At 72.5% G+C, this 26,950-nt stretch carries 27 protein-coding genes; 16 read left to right on the forward strand and 11 right to left on the reverse strand.

The features are described 5' to 3' along the window. Positions 1-11 precede the first annotated feature (11 nt). Entirely contained in the window at positions 12-485 is a 474-nt protein-coding gene (locus A3CE_RS0110885) for a MarR family winged helix-turn-helix transcriptional regulator (RefSeq protein WP_020640113.1), read from the forward strand. Between the two features lie 3 nt (positions 486-488). On the opposite strand, the gene A3CE_RS0110890 is transcribed toward A3CE_RS0110885, so the two are convergent. From A3CE_RS0110890 to A3CE_RS0110900, 3 genes are read right to left on the reverse strand one after another with little or no spacing between them, the layout of a single operon-like run. Beyond that, complete coding sequence (locus tag A3CE_RS0110890; RefSeq protein ID WP_020640114.1) at positions 489-1,073, reverse strand: CPBP family intramembrane glutamic endopeptidase; 585 nt, start codon at positions 1,071-1,073, stop codon at positions 489-491. Next, positions 1,070-1,966: an NAD(P)H-binding protein gene (locus A3CE_RS0110895; protein WP_020640115.1), complete on the reverse strand. Its 897-nt coding sequence runs from the start codon at positions 1,964-1,966 to the stop codon at positions 1,070-1,072. Before A3CE_RS0110895 ends, A3CE_RS0110890 begins: the two co-directional genes overlap by 4 nt. Positions 1,967-1,976: 10 nt before the next feature. Next, positions 1,977-2,900 (reverse strand): DMT family transporter, encoded by a 924-nt coding sequence (locus A3CE_RS0110900; protein ID WP_020640116.1) that lies wholly within the window; start codon positions 2,898-2,900, stop codon positions 1,977-1,979. A gap of 73 nt (positions 2,901-2,973) precedes the next feature. Here A3CE_RS0110900 and A3CE_RS0110905 point away from each other — a divergent pair, with 73 nt between their 5' ends. After that, positions 2,974-3,897: a LysR substrate-binding domain-containing protein gene (locus tag A3CE_RS0110905; protein WP_026468359.1), complete on the forward strand. Its 924-nt coding sequence runs from the start codon at positions 2,974-2,976 to the stop codon at positions 3,895-3,897. A gap of 129 nt (positions 3,898-4,026) precedes the next feature. Next, entirely contained in the window at positions 4,027-4,974 is a 948-nt protein-coding gene (locus A3CE_RS0110910; protein ID WP_020640118.1) for a threonine/serine dehydratase, read from the forward strand. Here the strand turns inward: A3CE_RS0110910 and A3CE_RS0110915 are convergent. Further along, positions 4,928-5,746, reverse strand: coding sequence for an LLM class flavin-dependent oxidoreductase (locus A3CE_RS0110915; protein ID WP_020640119.1), 819 nt, complete (start codon positions 5,744-5,746; stop codon positions 4,928-4,930). The genes A3CE_RS0110910 and A3CE_RS0110915 overlap by 47 nt on opposite strands. Positions 5,747-5,828: 82 nt before the next feature. Then, a complete protein-coding gene (locus tag A3CE_RS0110920) occupies positions 5,829-6,671 on the reverse strand; it encodes a peptidoglycan-binding domain-containing protein (RefSeq protein WP_020640120.1) in 843 nt (280 codons plus the stop codon). 492 nt (positions 6,672-7,163) lie between these two features. Here A3CE_RS0110920 and A3CE_RS0110925 point away from each other — a divergent pair, with 492 nt between their 5' ends. The 3 genes from A3CE_RS0110925 (at position 7,164) to A3CE_RS0110935 (ending at position 8,967) form a co-directional block, all read left to right on the forward strand. Continuing rightward, positions 7,164-8,216 carry a C40 family peptidase gene (locus A3CE_RS0110925; protein WP_020640121.1) on the forward strand — a complete coding sequence of 351 codons (1,053 nt, stop codon included), beginning with the start codon at positions 7,164-7,166 and terminating at the stop codon, positions 8,214-8,216. 61 nt (positions 8,217-8,277) lie between these two features. After that, on the forward strand, positions 8,278-8,700 hold the full coding sequence (locus A3CE_RS0110930; protein ID WP_020640122.1) for a hypothetical protein: 423 nt from the start codon (positions 8,278-8,280) through the stop codon (positions 8,698-8,700). Positions 8,701-8,766: 66 nt separating this feature from the next. Next, positions 8,767-8,967, forward strand: a complete 201-nt coding sequence (locus tag A3CE_RS0110935) for a DUF3072 domain-containing protein (protein WP_020640123.1) — start codon at positions 8,767-8,769, stop codon at positions 8,965-8,967. 172 nt (positions 8,968-9,139) lie between these two features. On the opposite strand, the gene rho is transcribed toward A3CE_RS0110935, so the two are convergent. Then, positions 9,140-10,348, reverse strand: coding sequence for a transcription termination factor Rho (rho, locus tag A3CE_RS0110940; protein ID WP_260473781.1), 1,209 nt, complete (start codon positions 10,346-10,348; stop codon positions 9,140-9,142). Positions 10,349-10,446: 98 nt separating this feature from the next. On the opposite strand from rho, the gene A3CE_RS0110945 reads away from it, so the two are divergent. After that, positions 10,447-10,968 carry an ATP-binding protein gene (locus tag A3CE_RS0110945; RefSeq protein WP_245589490.1) on the forward strand — a complete coding sequence of 174 codons (522 nt, stop codon included), beginning with the start codon at positions 10,447-10,449 and terminating at the stop codon, positions 10,966-10,968. A gap of 207 nt (positions 10,969-11,175) precedes the next feature. On the opposite strand, the gene A3CE_RS0110950 is transcribed toward A3CE_RS0110945, so the two are convergent. Together A3CE_RS0110950 and A3CE_RS59270 are read right to left on the reverse strand one after the other, a co-directional pair. Further along, a complete protein-coding gene (locus A3CE_RS0110950) occupies positions 11,176-11,388 on the reverse strand; it encodes a hypothetical protein (protein WP_020640126.1) in 213 nt (70 codons plus the stop codon). 153 nt (positions 11,389-11,541) lie between these two features. Next, a complete protein-coding gene (locus A3CE_RS59270) occupies positions 11,542-13,773 on the reverse strand; it encodes an extracellular catalytic domain type 1 short-chain-length polyhydroxyalkanoate depolymerase (protein WP_026468360.1) in 2,232 nt (743 codons plus the stop codon). A gap of 167 nt (positions 13,774-13,940) precedes the next feature. On the opposite strand from A3CE_RS59270, the gene A3CE_RS0110960 reads away from it, so the two are divergent. Genes A3CE_RS0110960 through A3CE_RS0110970 form a run of 3 tightly spaced genes read left to right on the forward strand, consistent with a single transcriptional unit; the run spans position 13,941 to position 16,419 of the window. Further along, a complete protein-coding gene (locus A3CE_RS0110960; protein ID WP_020640128.1) occupies positions 13,941-14,795 on the forward strand; it encodes a helix-turn-helix transcriptional regulator in 855 nt (284 codons plus the stop codon). A 44-nt stretch (positions 14,796-14,839) separates the two neighbouring features. Then, positions 14,840-15,703, forward strand: a complete 864-nt coding sequence (locus A3CE_RS0110965; protein ID WP_020640129.1) for an oxidoreductase — start codon at positions 14,840-14,842, stop codon at positions 15,701-15,703. After that, on the forward strand, positions 15,700-16,419 hold the full coding sequence (locus A3CE_RS0110970; RefSeq protein ID WP_020640130.1) for an SDR family oxidoreductase: 720 nt from the start codon (positions 15,700-15,702) through the stop codon (positions 16,417-16,419). The genes A3CE_RS0110965 and A3CE_RS0110970 overlap by 4 nt, the downstream gene beginning before the upstream one ends. 154 nt (positions 16,420-16,573) lie before the next feature. Here the strand turns inward: A3CE_RS0110970 and A3CE_RS0110975 are convergent, their stop codons facing one another. Both A3CE_RS0110975 and A3CE_RS0110980 read right to left on the reverse strand, forming a co-directional pair. Then, a complete protein-coding gene (locus tag A3CE_RS0110975; protein WP_020640131.1) occupies positions 16,574-17,416 on the reverse strand; it encodes an NAD(P)H-hydrate dehydratase in 843 nt (280 codons plus the stop codon). A 4-nt stretch (positions 17,417-17,420) separates the two neighbouring features. Continuing rightward, entirely contained in the window at positions 17,421-18,140 is a 720-nt protein-coding gene (locus tag A3CE_RS0110980; protein ID WP_020640132.1) for a histidine phosphatase family protein, read from the reverse strand. Positions 18,141-18,222: 82 nt separating this feature from the next. On the opposite strand from A3CE_RS0110980, the gene A3CE_RS0110985 reads away from it, so the two are divergent. After that, entirely contained in the window at positions 18,223-19,446 is a 1,224-nt protein-coding gene (locus A3CE_RS0110985) for a PP2C family protein-serine/threonine phosphatase (protein ID WP_020640133.1), read from the forward strand. A gap of 22 nt (positions 19,447-19,468) precedes the next feature. Here the strand turns inward: A3CE_RS0110985 and A3CE_RS0110990 are convergent, their stop codons facing one another. Further along, entirely contained in the window at positions 19,469-19,852 is a 384-nt protein-coding gene (locus tag A3CE_RS0110990) for an STAS domain-containing protein (RefSeq protein WP_020640134.1), read from the reverse strand. A gap of 168 nt (positions 19,853-20,020) precedes the next feature. Between A3CE_RS0110990 and A3CE_RS0110995 the strand changes: the two genes are divergently transcribed. From A3CE_RS0110995 to A3CE_RS0111015, 5 genes are all read left to right on the forward strand, one after another. After that, entirely contained in the window at positions 20,021-20,389 is a 369-nt protein-coding gene (locus A3CE_RS0110995) for an STAS domain-containing protein (RefSeq protein ID WP_020640135.1), read from the forward strand. Then, positions 20,389-21,972, forward strand: coding sequence for a PP2C family protein-serine/threonine phosphatase (locus A3CE_RS0111000; RefSeq protein WP_020640136.1), 1,584 nt, complete (start codon positions 20,389-20,391; stop codon positions 21,970-21,972). The genes A3CE_RS0110995 and A3CE_RS0111000 overlap by 1 nt, the downstream gene beginning before the upstream one ends. Continuing rightward, positions 21,969-22,400, forward strand: coding sequence for an ATP-binding protein (locus A3CE_RS0111005; protein WP_020640137.1), 432 nt, complete (start codon positions 21,969-21,971; stop codon positions 22,398-22,400). The genes A3CE_RS0111000 and A3CE_RS0111005 overlap by 4 nt, the downstream gene beginning before the upstream one ends. A 164-nt stretch (positions 22,401-22,564) precedes the next feature. Continuing rightward, the gene (locus tag A3CE_RS0111010; RefSeq protein WP_020640138.1) at positions 22,565-26,650 is read left to right on the forward strand and encodes a SpoIIE family protein phosphatase; all 4,086 of its coding nucleotides are present in this window, start codon (positions 22,565-22,567) and stop codon (positions 26,648-26,650) included. After that, positions 26,647-26,949 carry an STAS domain-containing protein gene (locus tag A3CE_RS0111015; protein ID WP_020640139.1) on the forward strand — a complete coding sequence of 101 codons (303 nt, stop codon included), beginning with the start codon at positions 26,647-26,649 and terminating at the stop codon, positions 26,947-26,949. The genes A3CE_RS0111010 and A3CE_RS0111015 overlap by 4 nt, the downstream gene beginning before the upstream one ends. Position 26,950 lies beyond the last annotated feature (1 nt).

Consider the following 26,950-nt stretch of genomic DNA (forward strand, 5'->3'; position numbering starts at 1 on the left):
ATACTGGGCGCATGACCTCGCTGCCGGTCGTCAACCAGCCGCCCCACCGGTGCGGCGCGCTGGTCGACCACCTCGCCCGCCGGCTGCGGCTGCGCAGCGAGTCGGTGCTGGCCCCGCTGGGGCTGCGGCCGCGGCACCTCATCGCGCTCACCGTGCTGCGCGACCAGGGCGGCAGCTCGCAGCAGGACCTGGCGAAGATCCTGGAAATGGACGGCACCAACGTCGTCACCCTGCTCAACGAGCTCGAGGCCGAGGGCTTGATCGAGCGGCGCCGCTCCCCCGCGGACCGCCGCCGCCACCTCGTCGAGCTCACCGACGTGGGCACGAAGCTGCTCGCGCGCGCCGAGTTCGCGCTCACCGCGGTCGAGGACGAGGTGTTCCACGCCCTCGGCGACGACCAGCGCGAGACGCTCTACGAACTCCTGCAGCAGGCGGCCAGCAGGACCGGCGCGGAAGCCTGCCGGGAAAACACCGCCGGCTGCTGAGCTTCAGCCCGGCGGCGGGAAGAGCCGCGGCAGGAACCCGAGCATCAGCGCCGACCAGGTCACGTGCGTCAGCAGGGGTGCCTGCACACCGCCCGACCGGTGGCGTTGCGCGGCGAAGAGCGTCCCCATCACCGCCGACGCCAGCACGAGCGCGGGATTCCTCGTCGCCGTCGTCGAAAGCACGTACACCGCGGTGGACCCCCGCGCGCCGAGGACGTCGTAGAGCGCGCCGCGGAAGAACACCTCTTCCGCCGCGCCCGTGACCAGCGTCGCCGCCACCACCGAGACCGCCGGGCCGTGGTGGGCGTGGTCGAGCACGCCGGCGATCGCGCGGCGCAGCGGCGGGATGCGCCGGGCCACCAGGGCGCACCCGTAGAACACGCCGAACGCGCCCGCGCCCGCGGCCACCGGCTGGACGACGTCCCGGCGGCCCCGGCGCACCGGCCCGGCCGCGCGGGCGCCGGCGAACCACGTCGCCGCCACCGACGCGGTGAGGACGGGGAACCGGCGCGACCCGGGACGGCTGGCCAGCGACGCGCCGAGCAGCCCGGACCCGGCGGCCGTCACGCCGGCGAGGAACGCCTTCACGCCGTCCGCCTGCTCTTCGCCCGCTCGCCCAGTGCCTGCAGCACGGCGTCGTCGTAGCCCATCGGCTCGAACTCGACGATCCGGCGGATCGCGTCGTCGCGCACGACGACCTCATTGGTCATCGAGTCGATCAGCGCCCGCCCGGTCGTGACGTCGATGTCGGTGACGAGCGAAAGCCAGTACGACGACAGCCGCGGGGAAAGCAGCGGCACCGGCAGGATCAGCAGCGGCCTGCCCTCGATCGCCGCGACCCGCTGCAGCATGTCCCGGTAGGCCAGCACCTCGGGGCCGCCGATGTCGAACGTCCGCCCTTCGGCTTCCGGGTGGTCGAGGACGCCGACCAGGTAGCGGACGACGTCGGCGACCGCGATGGGCTGGGTGCGGGTGCCGACCCAGCGCGGGGTGACCATCGCCGGCAGGTGCTCCACCAGCTGGCGCGTCAGCTCCCACGACGTGCCGCCGTGGCCGATCACGATCCCCGCGCGCAGCACCGTGACCGGGACGCCGGTCTCCCCCAGCAGCCGCTCGACCTCGCGGCGGCTGGCCAGGTGGTCGGACAGCGAGTCGTCGTCGTCCCCGAGGCCGCCGAGGTAGACGATCCGGCGCAGGCCCGCGTCCGCCGCCGCGCGGGCGAACGCGCGCGCGGCCTCCGCGTCGCGGCGCTTGAAGTCCGCACTGTCGAGTGAATGCACGAGGTAGTAGGCGGCTTCGGTGCCCCTGAGCGCGTCACGCAGGGAACCGACGTCGGCGACGTCGCCGAGGACGGTTTTCCCGGCACCGCGGTACTGCGCGGGGTGGCGGGTCATGGCGAGCACCTCGTGCCCCGCCGCCTCCAGCGCGGGGCACAGCCGGGCGCCGACGAACCCCGACGCTCCGGCCACCAGCACCCGCATGCCTCCGACGTTAGCCGGGACGGCCTTCGCCCGCAGGTCGCTCGCGCCCGGCGAAGCAGACCGCGGCGACGACTGCCGCGCAGCCGGCCAGCTGCGCCCAGCCCGGCATCTCCCCGAGCAGCCCGACGCCCAGCAGCACCGCGCCGACCGGCTGCAGCAGCATGAGCGTCGCCCCGGCGGTGGCGGACATCCGGGGCAGCGCGGCGGAGATGAGCAGCCAGCCGGCGAGCTGGCCGACCCCGGCGAGCGCGAGGAGCCAGCCGAACGCGGGCCAGCCCGGCGACAGGTCCAGCGTGCCGCTCGGGAGGCCGAGGACGACGGCGACCACGCCGGCCGAAACCGTCGCCAGCACCAGCGAGTGCACCTGCGTGCCCGAGCCGCCGCTGAGCCGGATCAGGAACAGGTAGCCGGCGTACCCGGCGCCGGCGAGCAGCGCGGCGACGGCACCGGTGACCGGGTCCGGGCCGAACGAGCCGGTGCCGGCGAACCCGCCGGCCAGCACGACCCCGCCGAGCAGGACGGGCGTCGTGACGAGGAACCGCTTCGACGGCCGTTCCGCCAGGAACGCGAACGCCAGCAGCGGCACGATCACCACCTGCACGGCGAGGAGCACCGTCGCGATGCCGGCGCCGACCCGCGGGATCGCTTCACCCCAGAGCACGAAGTCCAGGCCGAGGCCGGTACCGGCCAGCAGGGGGAGCAGCACGCGGCGGCGCTGCGCCGGGCCCGCCTTCCGCCGTTCGCGCAGGGCGAGCGCGAGCAGGACCGGAAGGGCCAGCAGGCAGCGCCAAAACGCGCTCGTGCTGCCGCTGGTGTGCGAGACCTTGATGAAGACCGACGACAGCGAGATGCAGAAGCTGCCGAGCGCGGCGAGCAGGCGCGGGTCGAGGCGCCGGGTCAACGAGGGAGCCGGGTGGGGCGCGGTCGTGGTCACCCCTCCAGCCTGGGGGCCGCGACTGTCAACGACAAGCGAATGTTTCTGCGTGGAATTCGGTACGATCGCTACCGTGTTCGGACTCGAGCGGATGCGCGCGCTGTACGCTGTCGCCACCCAGGGCTCGGTCGCCGCGGCGGCCGCGGCCCTGCACGTCACGCCGTCCGGGGTGTCGCAGCAGCTGGCGAAGCTGGAACGGGAGGCGGGCCAGCCGCTGCTGGAGCCCCGCGGCCGCGGCGTCCGGCTGACGAAGGCGGGCCAGGTGCTGGCCGGGCACGCCGAGCGGATCCTCGCGCAGGTCGCCGACGCGAAAGCGGACCTGGAGCTGCTGCAGGAGGACGTCATCGGGCCGCTGCGGATCGGCGCGATCCCGACGACGGTGCACGCGCTGCTGCCCCCCGCGCTGGCCACCCTCGCCGAGCGGCACCCGCGGCTCGAGGTGACGCTGCACGAGGGCGAGGCGGAGCAGACGATGCCCCGGGTGCCGGCCGGCGACCTCGACGTCGCGGTGGTGGAAAGCTGGACGGACCGGCCGACGGTGATCCCGCCCTCGACGACGCGCGTCGAGCTGTTCTCCGACGTCGCGGACCTCGCCCTGCCCGCCGGGCACCGGCTCGCCCGCCGCAAAGCGGTCGATCTGTCCGAAGTGGACGATCTGCCGTGGATCGGCTGGAGCGCCGGGTCCGGCTGCTACGAATGGCTGGTCCAGGTGCTGCGCAAGCAACGGCTGGAGCCGCGGATCAGCTGCACGGTCGGCGGTTACCCGACGCAGCTGGCGCTCGTGGCGGGCAACGTCGGCGCGGCGCTCGTGCCCCGCCTGGCCCGTGACCGGGTGCCTGACGGCGTCCGCATCCTGGCCACGCGCCCGGCGCTGACCCGGACGATCCACGCGATCTGCCGGGCGGGCGAGGAAGACCACGGCGCGGTGCGCGCGTGCCTGGACGCGCTCCGGGCGGCGTCCGCGCGGTTCGTGAACACGGGACGCCCGGCCGGCTGACCCGCGGCATCCTCACCGCATCCGGATGTTGTGAACGACTCTTTCCTGTCGTCGGACGACAGGAAAGAGTCGTTCACAACATCGGCGTCGCCGCTGGTGCTTACGGCTCGCCGCGCGCATGCTGAAGCCATGATCAGCACTGCCGATGTCGAACTGGCGGCCGCGCGGATCCGGGGCCGGGTCCGCCGGACCCCGGTGTTCGCCGCGGACGACGACGTGTGGTTCAAGCTGGAGCAGCTGCAGCACACGGGGTCGTTCAAGGCGCGCGGCGCCTTCAACCGGATCATCGCCGCGGGCGAGCTCTCGGCGGCCGGGGTGGTGGCCGCCTCAGGCGGCAACGCCGGTGTCGCCGTCGCCCACGCCGCTCGCGAATTCGGCCTGGCCGCACGGGTTTTCGTGCCGGCGACCGCGCCCGTGGTGAAGGTCGCGAAACTGCGGCAGCTGGGCGCGGCCGTCGAACTGGCCGGCGAGAAGTACGCGGAAGCCTACGACGCCGCCGTGAAGCACGCGGCGGACTCCGGCGCACTCTTCTGCCACCCCTACGACCAGCCGGACATCTGTGCCGGGCAAGGGACCCTCGGCCTCGAACTGCTGGAGCAGGCCGGCGAACCGGACACGATCCTCGTGGCCGTCGGCGGCGGCGGGCTGCTGGCCGGCATCGCCGCCGCGGTCGAGGGCCGGGCGCGGGTGGTCGGCGTCGAACCGCGCACGTGCCCGACGCTGAACGCGGCGCTGGCCGCGGGAGCGCCGGTGCCGGTCGAGGTCTCCGGCGTCGCCGCCGACTCCCTGGGCGCGCCCCGGCTCGGCGACATCGCGTTCGCGGTGGCCACCCGCACCGGCGCCGGTTCGGTGCTGGTGGACGACACCACCGTCATCGAGGCACGCGCGGCGCTGTGGGACCGCTACCGCCTCGCCGTCGAACCCGGCGGGGCGACGGCGTTCGCCGCCCTGCTCGGCGGCGCCTACCGGCCGGCGCCGGGCGAACGGGTCGCCGTCGTGCTCTGCGGCGCCAACACCGACCCCGCGACGCTCACTTCCCCGTCAGCCGCTCCACCAGCGGCGCGAACTGCTCGATGAACGCGCTGTTGACGCTGACGTAGGAGATACCGAGCTCTTCGCGGCGACGTTCGAGTTCCTCCGCCATGGCGTCGATGTCACCCCGCAGTATCCCGAGCGAATCGTGTTCGACGAGCGTCTCGGCGTCGACGCCGAGGAAGCCGCGGATCCACGGCGGGATCTCGTCGCCGATCACCCAGATGTTCATCGCGAGCTCGAGGTCGCGGTCACCGGCCGCCGCGCGGATTTCCCCGACGTACTCCGCCATTTCTTCGCGAGTCGTCAGCACGCCGCCGGCGAGCGTGACGATGTCGGCCTTCAGCCCGGCGAGGTGGCGTGCTTTCGGGCCGCCCGCGGCGATCATGACCGGCGTGTGCGCGTCCCCGTCGAGCCGCCGGACGTGGTCGACGGTTTCGGAGATCGAGTCGAGACGCTCCTGGCCGGAGCCGTACGGCAGCCCGAGTTCTTCAGCCTGCTGCCGCATTTCCGGCCGTCCGGTGCCGAGACCGAGCTCGAACCGGCCTTCGGTGACGACGGTCAGGCTGTGCGCCTCCCACGCCGCCGCCCGCGCGGTGCGCAGCGGGCTGGCCAGGACGAACGAGCCGACGCGCAGCTCGGTCGTCGCCGCGGCGGCGGCCGCCAGCGCCGCGGTCGGTGTCGGCAGGTCCAGGCTGTCCGGGCACAGCAGCGTCGAATAGCCGAGTTCTTCGGCGCGGCGGGCGGTGGCGAGCCATTTCGCGCCGCCTTCGGTCGCTCCCGCGACCACGCCGAACCGGAACGCCTTCTGCGGCATCGAAGCACCCCCAAAGTCATTGGTCCTTCGATCAAACCACCGGTGCGCCCAGCCGTGCCACCACGGCCGGGCGCGCCCGGCGTCAGCCGCGCTGGTACTCCTCCCAGGTGACCTTCGTGACCTGCGGGCCGTCGTCGGCGCCGCGGCCGGCTAGGCCGTTCATGCCCAGGTAGTAGTCACCGGTCTGGTGCTGCGCGCCCGAGGACAGGTCCGGGTCGGAGACCGCCATGGCGTGGATGTGGTAGGCGTCGAAGCCCTGGGCCGGCGTGCGGAGCCAGGCCGCGAACCCGACCTTGCGCAGCGCCGTCAGCAGCTTCGTCCGGTTCGCCGACGACATGCCGGATACCGAGATGTCCATCGCGCCGCCACCGTCGTGCGTGCCGGCCGAAGCGTCGACGCCACCCGGGTTGTACGAGCCCTGGGTGAGGGTGACCTGCGAGCCGTAGATCCCTTCCGCGGCCACGAGCATCGCCTTGGTGCGGGTGTTGAGGGTCTTGCTGTGGTAAGTCACCTGGCTGCCCGCGGAAACCGGGTTCGTGACCGTGTAGCGGCCTTCGCCCAGCGTCTCCAGCGACGTCTTGCCCGGCAGGCCGGACGCGTCGATCCCGGTGTAGCCCAACGACTTCTGGAACTGCGAGTACGCCGTGATCGTCGTGCTGCCGAAGTAGCCGTCGACGTACTGGCTCGCCAGCAGGCCCTTCGCCTGCAGCGCCTGCTCGACGAGCAGGACGCTGTCGTGCGCGCCCGGCGTCAGGGTGTCGTCGGCCCGGCGCGGGTCGATCTGGGCCGCCTTCAGGACGGCCTCCATGTTCGCCGTCGGCAACGCCGTCGTGGCCGCGGTCCCGGCCTGCGCCGGGGTGGCCACGGCGAAGGTGGCCAACGCCGCAGAAGCTAGTGCCGTCAAGACGGCGGCCTTCGTGAACATTCCTGTCCTCCATGCTCGGATTTGCTTACGAGGAGAAGGATCACGCAACCGGGTACAAGGGACGTACAAACCGGATTCACCCCGGCGAGCACCTTTTGGACACCCTCCCGCCAAGATCCACAAAGGACTGAACTCGGGTTCGGCTCACCGTCGGTGGTCCGCCGGTGCCACAGTGTCATAGCGGAAAGTAATGCCGCCCACACCGGTTTTGCGTTTCGGCTGGTCCAAGCGTGTTGCCGAGTGTCACGGAGAGTTCCGGCGCTCCCGAGCTGGACGTAGTCGTGCTCATTTCGTAACCTGTTCGAGATCTCGCGGCCCCCGGTCGTCACGAGACGGCGACGCGAGATCGCCGCCGATACCCCCTGCCGGGTACCGGACCCCACTGCGCGCTCTTCCTGTTGCGGTCGAGCGCGCGCCGGGCACGGGCGAGGCCCCCGACTCGCCCGCCCGGTACCCGTCGGCGGCCGATCAGCAAAGGAGACCCGCGCGAGAATGCGTTCGCATCCGATCAAGCGCGTGGTGTCAGGTGTCCTCGCCGCGGCTTCGGTGATCACCCTCGTCACCGTGGCCCAGCCGACGGCCACCGCCGCCCCCGTCCCCGTCCTCCAGGCGCCGCCCACCGGGTCGGACGCCCTCGCCAAGTACCGCGACCTCGCGGCACAGGCGGAAAAGCTCAACGAAGACCTGCTCCGGGCCCAGGACGACCTGACCGCCAAACAGGGCCAGCTCGACAAGGCCAACGCCGACGTCACCGCCGCGAAGAACAGCGGCGCGCAGGCCATCGAGGCGAAGCGGAAGTACCAGTCCGAAGTGGACAAGTTCGCCGGCGCCTCGTTCACCAGCGGCGTCCAGATGAACAAGCTGTCGGCGCTGCTGGCCGGCACGTCGACGCAGGACTTCCTGGACCGCTCGGCGGCGCTGGAGGTCATCGCGACCGACAAGAACGCCGCGATGGACAACCTCGGCACCGCGGCCGACAAGGCCACGGCCGCCGAGAAGGCGGCGGCCGACGCGGCGAAGCGGGCGCAGGACGCCCGGGACGCGGCGGCGAAGCTGGCTTCGGACATCCAGGCCAAGAAGAAGGACCTGCAGGCCCAGATCGACCAGATCGAGGCCCAGAGCCGCAACCTCAGCAGCTCCGACCGCGCCGCCCAGAAGGACACCGGCGGTTCGGCGCCCAACGTCAAGGCGGCCACCGGGGCCGCGCAGACCGCGGTCAACGCGGCGCTGAGCAAGCTCGGCAGCGCCTACGTCTGGGGCGCCACCGGGCCGAGCACGTTCGACTGCTCCGGCCTCATGCAGTGGGCGTACAAGCAGGCGGGCATCACCCTGCCCCGCACGTCCTCGGCACAGGCCGGCTTCGGCACGCCGGTGTCGCGGGACCAGCTGCAGCCGGGCGACCTGGTCGCCTACTACTCCCCCGTGTCCCACATCGGGATGTACATCGGCGACGGCAAGATGGTGCACGCGCCGACGAGCGGCGACGTCGTCAAGATCTCGCCGCTGCTGAGCGAGTACGCGGGCGCGACGCGGCCGACGGCCTGAGTTCGCGCGGGTGCCCCGTTCCGGGAGGTGTAGAAATCCCGGAACGGGGCACTTTTCGCGCATGGTCGACAACTACGACGCCGCGACGGTCGAGGCCGTGGGCAAGGTCACCGAGGCGCTCGAGACGATCGAGCGCGCCCGCGGACACCTCTACTCGTTCCACCAGCTGACCGGCAGCGCGGACCTGACGCTCGGCACTGCCGTGGAAAAGCTCGAGAAGGCCGGCCACCCGGACTGGGCGCGGCGAATCTCCGAAGAGCTCATCGGGCTCAACGTATTACCCGATCGGTGGACATTCCAGGTCGTCGAAGAGTACGACGACGGCTACTACAAGTCATGCCGCGACTTCGAGCGCGAGCTGCTGGCCGCCCTCACCGACGGGCGCCGCCACCTGCACGAACAGCAGATGAAGGACGACCGCCGCACCCACGGCAGGCCGGGTCACGAGGCAGGCGCGCCGAGCACGCCGCCTCCCGCCTCGTGACCGGTGATTGTCGGACCCCTGCGCTACAGTCGAATGCAGACGAACAGATGTTCGATTGGAGGAGTCATGGCTGACCAGGTGGAACCGAACCCGGAGAAGGACCCGAGCGACTGGACGACCGGTGACGAGCCGATGACCGGCCCGCAGAAGTCGTACCTGCAGACGCTCGCCCAGGAGGCGGGCGAAGAGGTGCCGGACAACCTCACGAAGGCGGAGGCGTCCGCCCGGATCGACGAACTGCAGAAGGCGACCGGGCGCGGCAGCTGAGGGCGGGTTTCGGGGCTGGGCCGCGGCCGGTTTCGGCCGGCTCGCGGCCGGGCGCTCGTCGGCGCGGTGGGCGTTTCGGCCGGCTCGCAGCGGTTCCGGCTGGGTCGTGGCCTGTTTCGGCCGGCTCGCGGTTGGTTGCGGCGAGCTGCGGGAATGTCGCGAAACTGAAGACTCAAGCCGCTTGGGGCAGCGCCGCGCCTGTCACACGCAGCAGGAACTCGGCGTTGGACCCGGTCTTGCGGAGCTGGTCCAGCAGCTGCTCGATCGCGTGCGGGCCCGGCAACGCCCGCCGGACTTCGCGCATTGCGGCCAGTTCGCCCGGGGTGACCAAGAGCTCTTCGCGTCGGGTGCCGGAGGCGGCGAGGTCGACCGCCGGGAAGATGCGCCGCTCGGCGGTCTTGCGGTCCAGTTTGAGCTCGGCGTTGCCGGTGCTCTTCAGCTCCTCGAAGAACACCGTGTCCGCCAGCGATCCCGTTTCCACCAGCGCCGTCGCGACGATCGTGAGTGAACCGCCGCCCTCGACGTTGCGGGCGGCGCCGAGGATCCGCTTCATCGGCTGCAACGCGGCCGCGTCGACGCCGCCGGAGAGCGTCCGGCCGGACGGGCGCACCGAAAGGTTGTACGCGCGCCCCAGCCTGGTCAGCGAATCGAGCAGCAGCACGACGTCTTCGCCGCGCTCCACCAAGCGTTTCGCGCGCTCGACGGCGAGTTCCGCCACCGCCACGTGTTCGGCGGGCGGACGGTCGAATGTGGACGCGATCACCTCGCCGCGCACGGTCCGGCTCAGCTCGGTGACCTCTTCGGGTCGTTCGTCGGCGAGCAGCACCAGCAGCCGGCAGTCCGGGTGGTTGGCCGCGATGCCGTGGCCGATTTCCTGCAGCACCGTGGTTTTCCCCGCTTTCGGCGGCGAAACGACCAGGGCGCGCTGTCCCCTGCCGAGCGGGGTGACGAGGTCGATGACGCGCGGCAGCAGCCGCGTCGGCGTCGTTTCGAGCAACAGCCGGCGTTCGGGGTGGATCGGGACGAGGTCGGCGAAGCAGGGGCGCGGCTCGCCCGGGTCGGCGCCGTTGACGCTGGTGATCTCCTCGGTGGTGCCGGTGATTTCGTCGCCGGGGCGCAGCTTGTGCTTGCGGACCAGGGAAAGCGGGAGGGCGACGTCGTCGGGCTCCGGCCGGTAGCCGGGCCGGACGAACGCCGTTTTTCCGGACAGGTCAAGGATTCCGTGAAAGGACATGGGTGTCTCCTGATGATGACGACCGGCGCGCACGGACGGCGGGCCGGTAGATGAGGAAAGAGGCCGATCGGCCTGGATCCGGGGAGCTTCCTCCGGGCGGCCGACGGGCCGACATCCGCGAGGAGCACCTCCACTGTAGCGAGCCATCTCACGAAACACAACGGATAAGACGCCGTGGCGCTGGGTAGCCCACAGGAGAAGCCCGCCGAAACGGGGAAACCCCGGCTGACCGATGGGAGTGGATCGTGTATCGACATACCCCGCAAACTGGCGTCGATACGGGCGAAAACACCGACGCCGACCAAGCCGGGACCACGGCCCCGGGACGCCACACCTCCGGAACCGTGGTCGTCTCGACGTTCGAAGAACTGGCGCCGGCGCTGCCCAACGAGATGGCCGACCTGCGCCGCAAGCTGACCCGCTGGCTGGGCGAGCTCCCGCTCGACCCGGGCAGCACGCACGACATCACGCTGGCCACGTATGAAGCATTGGCGAACGTGGTGGCGCACGCCTACCCGGACGGCCACGGCTGGGCGCGCCTCGGGGCCGAGCGCACCGGCGACACGGTGACAGTCACGGTCACCGACACCGGCCGCGGTATCCCCGCGACCCGTCCCCGGCTCGCGGGGCTGCGCACCTCCGGCGGCCGCGGTCTGCTGCTGATCGACAAGGTGACGGACCAGTCCGACATCGACTCCGGAAGCCACGGGACGACGGTCCGCATGACCTGGCGCCCGGCCACCCTCCGAGACGTCGGCGCGGCCTAGATCGGCGGTGACGCCGCGCCGACGAGAAGCCGGCTCGCGGCGACACAAAACGCCAGGTCAGCTTTCGACCGCGGCCTGGCCGCGTGGCAACCCTGAGTGTGTGGCAACGATGTCCTCTCACCCCCGGCCATGCCGCAGTCACTCATCGCAGCATCGCCTCTCCCCCGTCACGCCGCGAAGGCCCGCCGGCCACGCCGCGGCCACCCCTCAGGCCGCGCCGGCCAGACGGACCAAGCGGTTGCGCGGGTACGAAACCAGCTCCCGTTCCTCGTCCGTCGTGAAGATCTCGACGGAATCCTCCAGCAGCTCCGCCGAATTCACCTGCAGCTGCCACGCGGGCAGCCCCGGCGCCGGCTCGTGCCAGAACCACTGGCCCTTGGTCAGCTGGTACGCCAGGACCGTCGCGTCGTCCGTGTTCATGCGTTGAGGCTAGCCGCCACCACCGACAGTTTCCGCGCGGCCCGGACCCGGTGATCACCGGTGTGACGACGAGCACCTCCACTGTGGACAGGGCCGGACACGGGCTGGGACACGGGCGGTTCCTCCGCGCCTGGCGGAACCGCCCGTGAGCCACTAGCCCACCGCGCAGGTCACGGTCGGAGCCGTCAGGTTCCCGCCGTGCTCGACGGTGAAGCCGATGACGTTGCCGCTGCCGTTGGGCCTCGCCGTCAGCACGTATCCCGTGCTGTCCCAGGTTCCCGTGTAGTTCCAGCTCCCGATCACCTTCTGGGGCGCGTGGAACGTCACCGTGAGCACCCAGTTGTTCGTCCCCGACACCGTCACCTGGCCGTTGAAGCCGACGTTCCACTCCGCCGTCTTGGCGTAAACCGCGGTGCACGGCTGCGGAGTAGTGGTGGTCGGGGTGGTTGGCGTCGTCGGTGTCGTCGTCGGGCCGCCGTCCGGGGGCGCGCCGTTGTTCAACGCGTCGAGCACCGCGGTGTAGGCCGCCTTCTTCGCCCCGTTGCCGTCGAACAGCAGCGGTGTGCCCGACGCCCGCCAGGAGTCCGTGTCCCGGATTCCCCACACGGTCATGCCGGTGCACCGCGAAACCGCGACGCAGGCCTGTGTGACGGTCCGGAAGTTGTTCGCCTGCGCGGTCCCCGACCCTTCGATGTCCAGCTCGGTGAGCTGCACGTCCACGCCGAGGCCGGTGAAGTTCTGCAACGTCGTCTGGTAGTTCGACGGCACCGGGCTGTTGCTGTTGAAGTGCGACTGGAAGCCGACGCAGTCGATCGGCACGCCGCGGGACTTGAAGTCCTGCACCATGCGGTACACGGCCTGGGTCTTCGCCTGGTTCCAGTCGTCGGTGTTGTAGTCGTTGTAGCAGAGCTTCGCGTCCGGGTCGGCCGCCCGCGCGGCGCGGAACGCCGCCTCGATCCAGTCGTTGCCGGTGCGCTGGAGGTTGGAGTCGCGCCGGGCGCCGGAACCGCCGTCGGCGAACGCCTCGTTCACCACGTCCCACGCGTAGATCTTGCCGCGGTAGTGGGTCGCGACCTGGGTGATGTGGTTCAGCATCGCCTGCCGCAGCGCCGCGCCCTCCATGCTCTGCATCCAGCCGGGCTGCTGCCCGTGCCAGGCCAGCGTGTGCCCGCGCATCCGGGCGCCCTGGCTCGCCGCCTGGTTCACGATCCGGTCGGCGTTGCCGTAGCTGAACTGGTTCTGGTTCGGCTCGGTCGCGTCGATCTTCATCTCGTTTTCGGGCGTGATCATGGTGAACTCGCGGCTCAGGATGCCGGTGTAGACGCTGTCCGAGAGCTTGCCCGCCGAAACCGCCGTGCCGAAGTAACGCCCTGTCCTGGCCGCGGCGCTGCCCAAGGTGGTCCCGGCCGGCGGCGCGGACGACGTCGTCGTGCCCGGCGTCGTGGTGCCCGGGCCGCTGCTGTTCAGGCCGAGGAACGCGATCGCGTACTGCACCATCCCGCTCTGCGGCAGCGCGTGCCCCACGCCCTGGACGCTGATGCCCTCGACCGGCGCCTGCGTGCCGGTGCCGCCGTAGCGGGTGCGCGTCCAGCCGGACTGGGGCGAGTCACTCGACGACGGCGTCTGGCTCACCCCCTGCAGGTTCGTCCACTGCTTGATCTCTTCCCCGAAGTTGGGGTAGCGCAAGGTGTCGTCGGCCGTGCCGTGCCACAGCTGCATCCGCGGGAACGGGCCGCTGCGCCCGCCGCTCATCTGCCGGGCCTGGTCGCCCCACTGCTGCGCGGTCTTGGTGATCTGGCCGTTCGCACACTGGCTGTTCCAGCTGGACCCGTCGGTGGTGCCGAAGCAGCCCGCGGGCACGCCCATGAACGCCGAACCGGCGGCGAACACGTCCGGGTACTCCGCGGCGAGCACGTTTGTCATCATCGCGCCCGAGGAGAACCCGGTGACGTACACGCGGGAAGAGTCGACGTTGTAACGCTGCTTGGCCCAGTTGACCATCGAAAGGATGCCGACGGGGTCGCTGCCGCCGCCGCGGGTGAGAGCCTGCGGCGAGGAGACGTCGAAGCACTGCCCGCTGCGCGTGGCTTCCGGGAACACGATGACGTACCCGTACTGGTCGGCCGCGGTGACGTAGTCGTGGGCGGAGCCGTTGAACACCGCCGACGCCGAACCGGTGCAGTAGTGGACCGCGACGAGCAGCGCCGGACGGCTCGCGACGCGGTCCGGGACGTAGGTGTACATGTTGAGGTTGCTGGGGTTGCTGCCGAAGTCGGTCACCCGCGTCAGCGAGGCCGCGGACGCCGGCTGCGCCGCCACGACCAAGACGATCGCGGCGGCGATCGACAGCATGGCGGCGGAGAGGGCAGTGAGGAGCCTTCGCACTCGAGGCCATCCTTTCCGGAGCAGGAGAGGAACTGCGACGATGGTTCGTCTCCGCGTCCGGGTGGTCAACGATTATCGCAATGTTTCGGAAGCTTTCGAACGGGCCGGCCCGAAGGTGGGTGCCGCACGGCCACCCGTCCCGGCGGGATCCGGGTTAGCCTCGGATCATGGTCAAGGAGAACGCGCTCGGAGAGTTCCTCCGGGCCCGCCGCGCGCAGGTGCGGCCCGCCGACCTCGGCCTGCCCGCCGGCGGCTCGCGCCGGGTGACCGGGCTGCGGCGCGAGGAGATCGCGCTCCTGGCCGGGGTCAGCACCGACTACTACATCCGGCTCGAGCAGGGCCGGGAGCGGAACCCGTCGGCGCAGGTCGTCGACGCGCTGGCCCGCGGGCTGGCGCTGGACGACGACGCCGTCGCCCACCTGCACCGGCTGGCCCGCCCGGCCCCGAAGGCCCGTCGTCGCGCGCGGCGGCGGGAGCAGGTCAGCCCGAACCTGCTGCGCCTGATGGACGGCTGGCCGGGCACGCCCGCGGTGGTCCTGGACCGCTGCCTGACCGTGCTGGCGCACAACGCGCTGGGCCAGGCCCTGTTCGACGGGCACACCCACAGCGGAGACCTGGTCCGGCTGGTGTTCCTCGACCCGGACGCGCGCGAGTTCTACCCGGACTGGGAGCGCGTCGCGGTCAACACCGTCGGCGGCCTGCGCGCGGCGGCCGGGATCGACCCGGACGACCCGCAGCTCGTCGAGACCGTCGGTGAGCTGTCGCTCAAGAGCGAGGCGTTCCGCCGGCTGTGGGCCCGGCACGACATCCGGCAGAAGACCCACGAAACCAAGCGGTTCCACCACCGCCTGGTCGGCGAGCTCGTGCTGAGCTACGAAGCGCTGACCGTGAACAGCGCGCCCGGCCAGCAGCTGATCGTCTACCAGGCGGAGCCGGGCAGCCCGTCGGAAGCGGCACTGTCGCTGCTGGGCAGTCTCACCGCCGAAACAGCGGAAACCCGGGAAAACACTCGCCGGGCGTAATTACCCTCTTTTCTTTCATTCCACAATGGACGGAGCAGTTCGTCATGCCCGAAAACCCCGTACCCGAAAACGCTGTCTGGTTCATCACCGGCTGCTCTTCCGGCCTCGGCCGCGCACTGGCGACCGCCGTGCTCGACCGCGGACTGCGGGCGGTCGTCACCGCCCGCGACCCGGAGCAGGTGGCCGACCTGGCCGCCGGCCACGGCGACCGCGCGCTGGTCCTCCCGCTCGACGTCACCGACCACGCACAGGTCGTCGACGCTGTGAAGCAGGCCGAAGCGGCGTTCGGCCGGATCGACGTCCTGGTCGGCAACGCCGGCTACGGCTACCTCGCCGCGGTCGAAGAAGGCGAGGACGACGAGGTCCGCAAGCTGTTCGACACCAACGTCTTCGGCCTCGCCGACGTCACCCGCGCGGTGCTGCCGGGCATGCGGGCGCGCCGCAGCGGGCACATCGTCACCGTGTCGTCGCTCGGCGGCCTGGCCGCCTTCGGCGCCACCGGCTACTACCACGCGACGAAGTTCGCCGTGGAAGGGCTTTCGGAGTCACTGGCCGCCGAGGTGGCCCCGCTGGGCATCAAGGTGACCATCGTCGAGCCCGCGGCGTTCCGCACCCACTGGTCCGGGCCCTCGATGCGGCAGTCGGCGATCCGCATCGACGACTACGCCGAGACGGCGGGGGCCCGCCGGGCGGCGACGACCGCGACGTACGGCCACCAGCCGGGCGACCCGGTGCGCGCGGCCGAAGCGGTCATCGACGCCGTCGGCGCCGAAGAGCCTCCGCTTCGCCTGCTCCTCGGCAAGGCCGCCTACGACATCGCCACCGCCCGGCTCGACACCCTCCGATCCACGTTCGACACCTGGCGCGAGACCACCCTCGGCGCCGACTTCCCGGAAGGAACCCCGTGAAGACCGTCCTCATCACCGGTGCCAGCAGCGGCATCGGGTACGCCACCGCGCTGCGGCTGGCCCGCGAAGGCCACCACGTCGTCCTCGGCGCCCGCCGGGAAGACCGGCTGACGACGCTGGCGAAGGAGATCCACGACGCCGGCGGCACCGCGGACGTGCACCGCCTCGACGTCACCGACCGCGCGGACGTCGCCGCGTTCGCCGACGCCGCCGTGGCCGCGCACGGGCGGCTCGACGTCTTCGTCGCCAACGCCGGCGTGATGCCGTTGTCACGCCTGGATTCCCTGCTGGTCGACGAATGGGACCGGATGATCGACGTCAACGTCCGCGGCCTGCTGCACGGGATCGCGGCGGCTCTGCCGCACTTCCGGCGGCAGGGCTCCGGGCACTTCGTGACGATGGCCTCCACCGGCGCGCACGAGGTGGTGCCGACGGCCGCGGTGTACTGCGGCACCAAGTACGCGGCCCGGGCGATCACCGAAGGCCTGCGGCTGGAGGCCGGGCCCGGCCTCCGCGTCACGACCGTTTCGCCGGGCGTCACCGAGTCCGAACTGGCGGACAGCATCACCGAGGCCGGGGCGAAGGCGGCGATGCGGGACTACCGCGCGGTGACCCTCCCGCCCGACGCGATCGCCGCGGCGATCTCGTACGCCATCGGGCAGCCGGACGGCGTCGACGTGAACGAGGTCATCGTGCGGCCGGCCGCCCAGCGCTAGCGGCTCAGCGCCGTGTCGTCCGCTCAATCACGCGTGTCGTCCCTCCAGTCACGCGTGTCGTCCGTTCCCGCACGGCATCACGCGTGATCAGCCAGGCATCACGCGTGATTGAAGGGGCATCACGCGTGATTGAAGAGTCGACACGGCGCTGAAGTCAGCGTTCCAGCTCCGCGATGACCCGCGGGATCTCCGCCACCAGCTCCCGGGCCAGCAGCCCGGTGCTCCCGGTGCCGGGGATCAGCCGCCGGCCGGCCACGGCGTGGACGTGCGTCGCCCAGCAGGCCGCCTGGTCGACGGCCGCGCCGCGGGCGAGGAAGCCGCCGGTCAGCCCGGCCAGCACGTCGCCGCTGCCGGACGTCGCCAGCCCGACGTGGCCGCTCCCGTCCCGCCAGGTGCGCCCGCCCGGCTCGGCGACCACGCCCATGAGCAGCACCACGCCGCCGTAGCGGCCGGCGATCCGCACCGCGGTCTCCAGGTCGTCGACGTCCTTCTCCTCGCACCCGTCGAGGTAGGCGGCTTCGACCCGGTTCGGGGTGAGCAGGAGCCGGCCCGCCAAGGGTTCCGCAAGCGCCGGGTCCCGGCTCAGCGCGCCGAGCGCGAACGCGTCGAGCACCACCCGCGCGTCCGGGGCGATGGCGGGCACCAGCCGCCGCAGCAGGTCTTCGGTCTCGGAGACGCCGGTGAGGCCGGGACCGACGACGACGGCGCCGGCCCCGGGCAGCACGTCGGCGAGCCGGTCGACGGCGTCGCCGCCGATCGCGCCGGACGCCGTCTCGGGCAGGCCGAACACCGACGACTCGGGTACCGAAACGCCGATGGCCGTCGCGTGCCGTTCGGCGACCGCCAGCTGCAGCGTGCCGGCCCCGGCGCGCAGGGCGGCGGTCCCGGACAGCGCCGGTGCCCCCGGTACGGTCCGGGCCCCGCCGACGACGAGGACGGTTCCGCGGTCTTCGGTGCCGATCTGCCTGTCCCGCAACAGGGCCGGGCTGATCGGCACCGGGTCAGGAGAGCTGCTGCGCGGCATCGTCGTCCGTCGTCGGTGGGGTGCCGGTGGCGTGCAGGTGGCCGACCTCCTGGGCGAGGACCATCGTGAACCCGCCGTCGCGGTCGCGTTCCCAGGCCGTCACCGAGCCGTTCGGTACCTCGGTGGCGTCCGCGGCCCGCATCAGGTCGGGTTCCGGCAGGCCTTCCAGCAGGTACCGCAGGCCGAAGATCGTCATCTCGTGCGCGGCCAGCAGCACGCGGCCGCCGGGCCGCTGGACACTCAGTTCGGCGAGCAGGGACCGCAGCCGCAACACGACGTCGGCCCAGGACTCGCCGCCCGGCGGCCGGTAGTAGAACTTGCCCAGCCGCCGCTTGCGCCGCAGCTCGTCGGGCCACCGCTCGCGGACGCCGTGCGAGGTGAGCAGGTCCAGGACGCCGAGCTCGCGGTCGCGCAGCCGTTCATCCGGGACGACCGCCACGCCGTCCGGCGCGGCCAGCCGGGCGGTGTCCCAGGCCCGGCGGTAGGTCGAGGTGATCACGACGTCCAGCGGGCGCCCGGACAGAAACTCCCCGGCGGCCTTCGCCTGCTCCTCCCCCAGTTCCGTGAGCGGCACGTCGGCATCGCGCTCGGCGATGTCGATCACGTCCGCCCCCGCCGACTCCGCCTCTTCCCGCGCCACGTTCCCGGCGCTCTGTCCGTGCCGAAGCACGCCCACCCATTCCAAGTCGACGCTCACGCCCGGCTGATTACCCCGGGGGACCCGCCGTCGAAACCCGGGATGGTTAGGCGGGCAAAGGACCTGCGGCTAGGGTCGTTCCATGTCGCGAAGTCTCGACGCCCACGACCGGCTGCAGCAGCTGGAGACGATCATCGGTGCGCCGGCCGACCACCTCGGTCTGGCCGAGCTGCTCACCGAAACGCTGCGGCGCCTGCGTGAGGTCATGGCGGTCGACACCGCGACTGTGCTGCGGTACCAGGCCAACGGCCGTCAGCTCGTGGCCTTCGCGGCGGCGGGCATCGAGGAGGAGGTCCACCAGGGCGTGCGGGTGCCGGTCGGCAGCGGGTTCGCCGGCAAGGTCGCGCTCGAACGGGCACCGGTCATCATCGACCACGTCGACGAAAGCACCGTGGTGAACTCCCTGCTCTGGGAGCGGGGACTGCACTCCATGCTCGGCGTCCCCATGCTGGCCGGGACGGAGCTCGTCGGCGTGCTGCACGTCGGTTCCGTCGCGCCGCGGCTCTTCGGTGAGCCCGACGTGGCCACCCTGCAGCTGCTCGCCGACCGCCTCGCGATGGCGATCCAGGTGGAGGCGCTCGAGGAGAACCGCACCGCCACCGTGGCCCTGCAGCGCAGCCTGCTGCCGAGCAGCCTGCCCGAGGTGCCCGGCCTGGCCTTCGGCGCCCGGTACGTGCCCGGCGCGGAGACCGGCCTCGGCGGCGACTGGTACGACCTGTTCTCCCTGCCGGGTGACCGGCTCGGCGTCGTGATGGGCGACGTCTCCGGCCACGGCCTCGAAGCGGCCGTGATCATGGGACGGCTGCGCAGCGCCCTGCGCGCCTACGCACTCGACTGCGAAAGCCCGGCCGAGGTGCTCGCCAAGCTCGACCGGAAGGCCAACCACTTCGAGCACGGCGCGATGGCCACAGTGGCGTACGGGATCATCGGCCCGAGCCGCGAGGCGCTGACGCTGTCCCTCGCGGGGCACCTGCCCCCGGTGCTGGCCCTGCCCGGCGAGGCGGGCCGGCTGGTGGACGTTCCCCCGGACCCGCCGATCGGGCTGACCATCGGCCGGCCCGAACGGCGTACCAACGTGATCGCCCTGCCGCCCGGTGCGGTACTCGCCTTCTACACCGACGGGCTGGTCGAACGGCGGGACCGTCCGGTGGACACCGGCATGCACCAGCTCGAGGCGGCGGTCCACGCCGGGGAGCCGGAGCGCGTCTGTGCGCGGATCATGGCCGCGATGATCGGCAACCGGCCGGCCCAGGACGACGTCGCGCTGCTGGCCATCCAGCGCCGGGCCGTCCCGGCCGGGTCCTGAGCCGCGACCGGGACGACGAGGTTCAGGACCCGGTCAGCGCCGCCTCGCGGGTCGGGAACAGCGACAGGCTTTCCTCGAGCCCGGTCAGCTGGATCGGGCGCAGGGTCGCCCGGCCGGACGCGACGATCCGGACCGCGGTGCCCGGTCTGGCGTTCCGGTGGATCGTCAGCAAGGCCGTCAGGCCGGGTGAGGCGAGGAACTCGACGCGGCTGAGGTCGACCACCAGCACCGGCGGCTGCTCCGCCAGCGCGGTGTCGGCGGCCTGGACGAGCGCCGGCGCGGTCGTCGTGTCGACGTCGCCGGCGACCTCGACGATGATCGCGCCGTCCTGCTCCGTCCGGCCGATCCGGAATTCCCCGAACGGCACAGCGGTGGCCGAGCCCTCGGTGTGGGTGTGCTCGGTCATGGTGTTTCTCCTCGCCTTCGGCAGCTCCACCGGAACGTCCGGTGGGCGTGCGTGATCACGAAGGCTGTTTGCTCAACCGCTCCCCATCATGCCCGCCCGGGGGACACGCCGCCGTGTCAGCGCCCGTTCCGCTTTCCGCCGGGCCCACGAGCAGGCAGGATGGGCGCCATGGCCGAAAGAGACGTGACCGGGGGCGGACTCGGCGACGCGGGGTCGGTGGCACTGGAGGACCGGAACGGCACGGCCGTGCTGCACGTCGACGGCGCCCTCGACCTCGCGCTGGCGCCCAAGCTCCGGCAGCTGGTCGAACGCGCGGCGCGGCTGCGGCCCGCGATGGTCGTCATCGACCTGACCGGCGTGACTTTCCTGGCCTCGGCCGGGATGGCCGAACTCGTCCGGGCGCACCGCGGGCCCGCCGCGTCGGTGCCGCTGCGCGTGGTGGCCAGCGGCCGGATCACCTTGCGGCCGCTGGAACTGACCTGCCTGACCGACGAGCTCGCGATCTACCCGTCGCTGTCCGAGGCGCTGGCCTCCTGATGACGTCCCCGCCGGGGTTCGACGCCGTGCTCGACGCCGTGCGCCGGGCGTTCGTCGACGACGCCGGTGCTCCGGTGGCCACCGCGGTCCGGGCTCTCGGCCCGGCCGAAACGCGCGCGGTGCTCGGCTGTCACGTCGCGGTCGCCGTGACCGACTCCGCGCTGCTGGCGGATTTGGTGCCGGGTAAGGAAATCACCCACGCGATCGCCGTCGCCGCGGACGGCAGGGAGCACGGCGCAGTGGTCTACACCACTGCCGAAACCGGTGAGCTGCCGTCCGCCGTCGCCACCGCCATCGACGCCGTCACCACGCCCCTGGCCGGTACCGTGCGGCGGCTGCAGAGCGAAGCCGCGGTGCTCGACGCCCTCCACTCCACCGGCCGCGAGCTGACCGCCCAGCTCGAAATCGACCGGATCGTGCAGGACGCGACCGACGCGGCCACGAAGGCGACCGGAGCCGGTTTCGGCGCGTTCTTCTACAACCTGGTCGACGAGTTCGGCGAGTCGTACACGCTCTACACGCTTTCGGGCGTGCCGCGCGAGGCGTTCGCCCGGTTCCCGATGCCGCGCAACACCGCGGTGTTCGGCCCGACCTTCGACGGCACCGGCACCGTCCGCAGTCCCGACATCACGAAGGACCCGCGGTTCGGGAAGAACGCGCCGTACCACGGGATGCCGGAAGGCCACCTGCCCGTGTGCAGCTACCTGGCCGTGTCCGTGCTCGGCCCGACGAGCGGGGAGGTGCTGGGCGGCTTCTTCTTCGGCCACCCGGAACCGGACCGGTTCACCGCGCGGCACGAATACCTCGCCGAGGGCATCGCCGGCTACTCGGCCATCGCGCTGGACAACGCCCGCCTGTACGAACGCGAGCGCACCCTCGCCACGGAACTGGCCCGCGGCATGCTGCCGGTCGCCCCGCCCACCCCCGGCCTCGACGTGCTCACCCGGTACCTGCCCGCGGCCACCGGGAGCAAGGTGGGCGGCGACTGGTTCGACGTGATCCGGCTGCCCTCGGGCGCCACCGCGTTCGTCATCGGGGACGTCGTCGGCCACGGCGTCACGGCCGCGACCGTGATGGGCCAGGTCCGGACCGCCGTCCGCAGCTACGCCCTGCTGGAGCTGCCCCCTTCGGAGGTCCTGCGCAACGCCTCCGAACTGACCGTCGGGCTGCTCGGCGAAAGCTTCGTGACCTGCTTCTACGCGGTCCACCGGCCGGCCGACGGCACGCTGACCTACGCCAACGCCGGCCACCTCCCCGCGATCCTGGTCCGCACGGACGGCTCGCTCGACCAGATCGGCGAGGCGCTGGCGCAGCCGCTGGGCGTCGGCTCGGTCTTTCCCCAGCGCACCACGGCGTTCCCGCCCGGCGCGGACCTGGTGCTGTACACCGACGGGCTGGTCGAGAGCCGCACCCGCGACCTCACGATCGGTGTCGAGTGGCTGCTGGCGGGTATCCCGGAGCTGCTGACCGCCACCGACCTCGGCACGGCATGGGACAAGCTCGTCGAGGAACTGACCCGCGGCCGGCACGACGACGACATCGCCGTCATCCACGTGCGCCACCGCGGAGAGGACGGCACATGACGGACCCGCTCCCGCCGGGCGCCCCCGCGCCCCCGGCCTCGTTCCACCGGCGCTCGGCCGCGGTCGCCGACCGGCTGCCGGACCTGCGCGAAGCACTGGGCCGCTGGCTGGACACGCTCGGCCTGAGCGTCGACCGGCAGGAAGACGTCGTCCTCGCCGGCTACGAGGCGATGGCGAACTCGGCCGAGCACGCCTACCGCGACCGCGAGCCGGGCCCGATCGACGTCCGGGCCGAAGCGCTGCCCGGGCGGCTGACGGTGACGGTCAGCGACTACGGCACCTGGCAGCCACCGGCGGAGACGAACGGGATACGCGGACGCGGCCTGCTGCTCATCGACAGCCTCGCCGACCACTGCGCCCAGGTGCACCGCGACGACGGCACGACGGTCACGATGACCTGGCTGACCGAGGATCTTCCGGCGGACTGACCCGCGAAACGCCGTGAACGACTCGTTCATGACGTCGGATGACAGGAAAGAGTCGTTCACGACGTTCCTTCGGCGGTGCCTCCCGCACGGGTGAATCCCGCACGGACGGCAGGCCGGTTCCCGGGCGGGTAGGCTCGCTCGGGGCCGCGTGAACCGGGAGTGTGATGAGCGTCGGGAGCGAATCCGGCCACCGCGCCGCGTTTCCCGGGACCAGCCGGATGGCCGCCCGGATGCGGGACTTCGACTGGGCGTCGTCCCCGCTGGGCGAACCGCGGGACTGGCCGGCCTGCCTGACCACGGCGGTCCGCATCTGCCTCACCTCGCGCTTCCCGATGATCGTCTGGTGGGGCCCGGAACTGCGGTTCCTCTACAACGACGCGTACCTGCCGCTGCTGGGCACCAAGCACCCGGCGCTGGACAAGCCCGGCGCCGAGGTCTGGGCCGAGATCTGGCACATCATCGGCCCGATGCTGGCCGGGGTGATGGCCGGCGGCGAGGCGACCTGGTCGGAGGACCTGCTGCTGCCGATGAACCGGCACGGCTACTGGGAAGAGACCTACTGGACCTACTCCTACAGCCCGGTGCACGACGACGAGGGCACCGTGCGGGCGGTGTTCACCGCGGTCACCGACACCACCGAGCGCGTCATCGGCGAGCGGCGCCTGGCGACGCTGCGCGAGATCGGCGCCCAGGCCGGGGTCGCCCGCACCGTCGGCGAGGCCTGCGAACTGGTCGCCGGGGTGCTCGGACGGGCCGGCGCCGACGTCCCGTACGCCGCGATCCACGTCCGCGACGGCGACGGCGACGGCCGGCCGGCGCTCGCGGCCGTCACCCCCGGCGGCGAAGGCGCCGGGGACCCGGCCGCCTGGCCGCTGGCGGAGGTGCTCGGCGACGGCGTCGCGCGGACGGTGCCGGACGGAGCTCTCGGCGAGCTGCCGCCGGGCGGCTGGTCCACACCGCCCACCGAGGCGATGGTGCTGCCACTGCCCGGCGACGCCGGTGACGCGGCCACCGGCGTGATCGTGCTGGCGGCGAGCGCCGGGCGCGCGCTCGACGAGTCCTACCGGACGTTCCTCGGGCTCGTCGCCCAGCAGACGACGGCGCTGGTCAACAGCGCGATCGCCTACCAGGTCCAGCAGCAGCGCGCCGAGGAGCTGACCGCGCTCGACGCGGCGAAAACAACGTTCTTCGCCAACATCAGCCACGAGTTCCGGACCCCGCTCACCCTGATCCTGGGCCCCGCGGCCGAGCTGCGGGACGCGCTGGGCGACGCCGGCGAGCGGGTGCGGGAGGAGGTCGACGTCATCCACCGCAACGCGCTGCGGCTGGGCCGGCTGGTGAACACCCTGCTCGACTTCTCCCGCATCGAAGCGGGCCGGATGCAGGCCCGGTTCGAGCCGGTGGACCTCGCCGCGCTCACCGCGGAGCTGGCGAGCGTCTTCCGCGCCGCCGTCGAGCGGGCCGGGCTGGCCTTCGAGGTCGGCTGCGGCCCGGTGGGCGAGCCGGTGCACGTCGACCGCGGGATGTGGGAGAAGGTCGTCTTCAACCTGCTGTCCAACGCGGTCAAGTTCACCTTCGACGGCACGATCCGGGTGAGCACCGCCCGCGACGGCGGGCACGCCGTCGTCGCGGTGTCCGACACCGGGATCGGGATCGACGCCGCGGAGCTGCCCCGGCTGTTCGAGCGGTTCCACCGGATCCCGTCGGTGCGGGCGCGCTCGAACGAGGGCAGCGGGATCGGCTTGGCGCTGGTGCGCGAGCTGGTCGGCATCCACGGCGGCGGCGTCGCGGTGGAAAGCACGCCGGGCGCCGGGACGACGTTCCGGATCCGGCTGCCGCTGGGCACCCGGCACCTGCCCGCCGAGCACGTCGTCAGCGAGCCCTCGGCCGGCGGGATCGCCGAGGAGACCGCGGAACCGTACGTGCAGGAAGCCCTGCGCTGGCTGCCGGCCGGCCGGCCCGCGCCCGGCCCGGCGCCCGCGGTGGCGGCGGGCGCCCGGGTGCTGGTCGCCGACGACAACGCCGACATGCGCGACTACCTCGCCCGGCTGCTGCGCGACGACTACGCGGTGACGGCGGTGCACGACGGCGTCGAAGCGTTCGCCGCCGCGTCCGCCGACCCGCCCGAGCTGATCATCAGCGACGTCATGATGCCGCGGCTGGACGGCCTCGGCCTGCTCGCCAAGCTGCGGGGCGACCCGCGCACCGCCGCCGTGCCCGTGCTGCTGCTGTCCGCGCGGGCCGGGCAGGAGGCCGCCGTCGACGGGCTGGCCGCCGGCGCCGACGACTACCTCGTGAAGCCGTTCTCGGCGCGGGAGCTGCTGGCGCGCGTCCGCACCACCATCCGGCTGGCCCGGCTGCGGACCCAGCATTCGCGGTGGCGCGCGGCGATGATCGACTCCCTGCAGGAGGGGTTCTTCGTCTGCGACGCCGGCGGGCAGGTCGTGGAGATCAACGCCGCGTGCACCGAGCTGCTGGGGTTCGGCCCCGAGGGGCTGCCCTACGCGCCGCCGCATCCGTGGTGGCCGGGCCGCGACACCGATCCCGTCGCCTACCGGCAGGTCGCCGACGCCTTCGGCCACGCGCGCGACGAGCCTTCGGGCAGCTTCGTGCTGCCGCTGCGGCACCGGCACGGCCACCGGGTGTGGGCCGCGGTCGCCTACAACGAACTGCACGACGACGAAGGCCGGCGCCGGCTCGTCGGCACGATCCGCGACGTCACGGCCGAGCGCTACGCCGTGCAGCGCGAAAGCGCGCTCGCCTCGATGAACCAGCGCCTGGCCGGGGTCAGCGGGGTTCCGGAGGTGCTGCGCACCGCGCTGGAGCTGCTGCGGGAGCTGTGGCAGGCCGAGCGCGCCCTCGCGGTGAGCTGGCCGCACGACGGCGAACCGGGGATCGCCTCCACCGATCCGGTCGACCGGCGCTGGACGGACCTCCCCGCGCCGCTGCGCGCGACCCTCGACGACGTCCGCTCGCTCCCGGCGTTGCACGCGAGCCCGGCCGACGGCGGGGCGGGCACCACCCTCGACCACCCCGGCGGCCGGCTGACGCTCTGGGTCGAACCCGCACCGGGACGTCCCTTCGGCACCGAGGACCGGACGCTGCTGGCGCTGCTCGCCGGAACGCTCGCCCACGCCCTGCGCCGCGCCCACCGCGACGACCGGCAGCGGGAGGTCGCGATCGCGCTGCAGCGCTCGATCCTCGGCCCGGCCCGGCTGCCCGACGGCTTCGCGGTGCGCTACGAGCCGGCGAACCCGCCGCTGGAGGTCGGCGGCGACTGGTACGACGTCGTCGCGCTGGCCGGCGAGCGGATCGGCATCGTCGTCGGCGACTGCGTCGGCCGGGGGCTCGCGGCGGCCGCGGTGATGGGCCAGCTGCGCAGCGCCTGCCGCGCGTTGCTGCTGGAGGCCAGCAGCCCGGCGCACACGCTGACCGCGCTCGACCGCTTCGCCGGACGGCTCCCGGGTGCCTTGTGCACCACCGTCTTCTGCGGGGTCCTCGACCCGGCGAGCGGCACGCTCACCTACAGCAGCGCCGGGCACCCGCCAGGCACCCTCGTGCACCGCGACGGCGCGGCGCAGTTCCTCGACGAAGGCGGCAGCGTGCCGCTCGCCGTCCGCGTCGACGGTCCGCGGCCGGAGGCCACGGCGGTCGTGCCGATCGGCGCGCTGCTGATGCTCTACACCGACGGGCTCGTCGAACGCCGCCGCGAGTCGCTGGACGACGGCATCCGGCGGGTCACCGAGGTCGCCCACGACGCGCGGGACGCCGACCTGCCCGACCTGGCGGCCACCCTCATGAGCAGGCTCCGGCCGGAGGACGGCTACGAGGACGACGTCGCGCTGCTGCTCTACCGCCGGTCGGTGCCGCCGCTGGCCATGGACTTCCCGGCGCACCCGGACAGCCTTGCCGCCGCCCGCCGCCGGCTGCGCGCGTGGCTGGCCGACGCGGCGATCGGAGAGGACCTCGCGCAGGACGTGCTCGTCGCGGCGGGCGAGGCCTGCGCCAACGCCGTCGAGCATGCCTATTTCGGCGGCGCCGGGGCGGCCGCGCACCTGGCGGCCCGGCTCACCGGCGCGCACCTGGTCGTCGCGGTGACCGACCACGGGCACTGGAAGCGGCCGCCGCCGGACAACCACGTGCTGCGCGGGCGCGGCGTGCCGATGATGGAGGCGCTGGCCGACGCGGTCAGCTTCCGGCACGACACGACCGGGACCACCGTCACGCTGGAATGGAGGATCGGTTCGTGACGACGGCACTCACGGTGGTCGCCGGCCCGGGCGAGGACGGGAACCGGGTCCTGACCGCCACGGGGGAGATCGACATGAGCAACGCCGCGGAGTTCGGCGCGGCCCTGGACCGCGAGCTGGCGGCACGGACCGCCGTCACCCTGGACCTGACCGGGGTGACCTACCTCGACAGCGCCGGGATCGCGGTGCTCTTCGACCGGGCCGACGGGCACGACCTGCGGCTGGTGGCGCCGCGGCTGCTCGACCGGGTGCTGCGGATCTCCGGGCTGCCCCGGGTGACGAAGGTGATGATCCGCTGAG

Origin of the sequence: Amycolatopsis balhimycina FH 1894, from assembly GCF_000384295.1 — a bacterium.
In the GTDB taxonomy this organism is placed as follows: domain Bacteria; phylum Actinomycetota; class Actinomycetes; order Mycobacteriales; family Pseudonocardiaceae; genus Amycolatopsis; species Amycolatopsis balhimycina.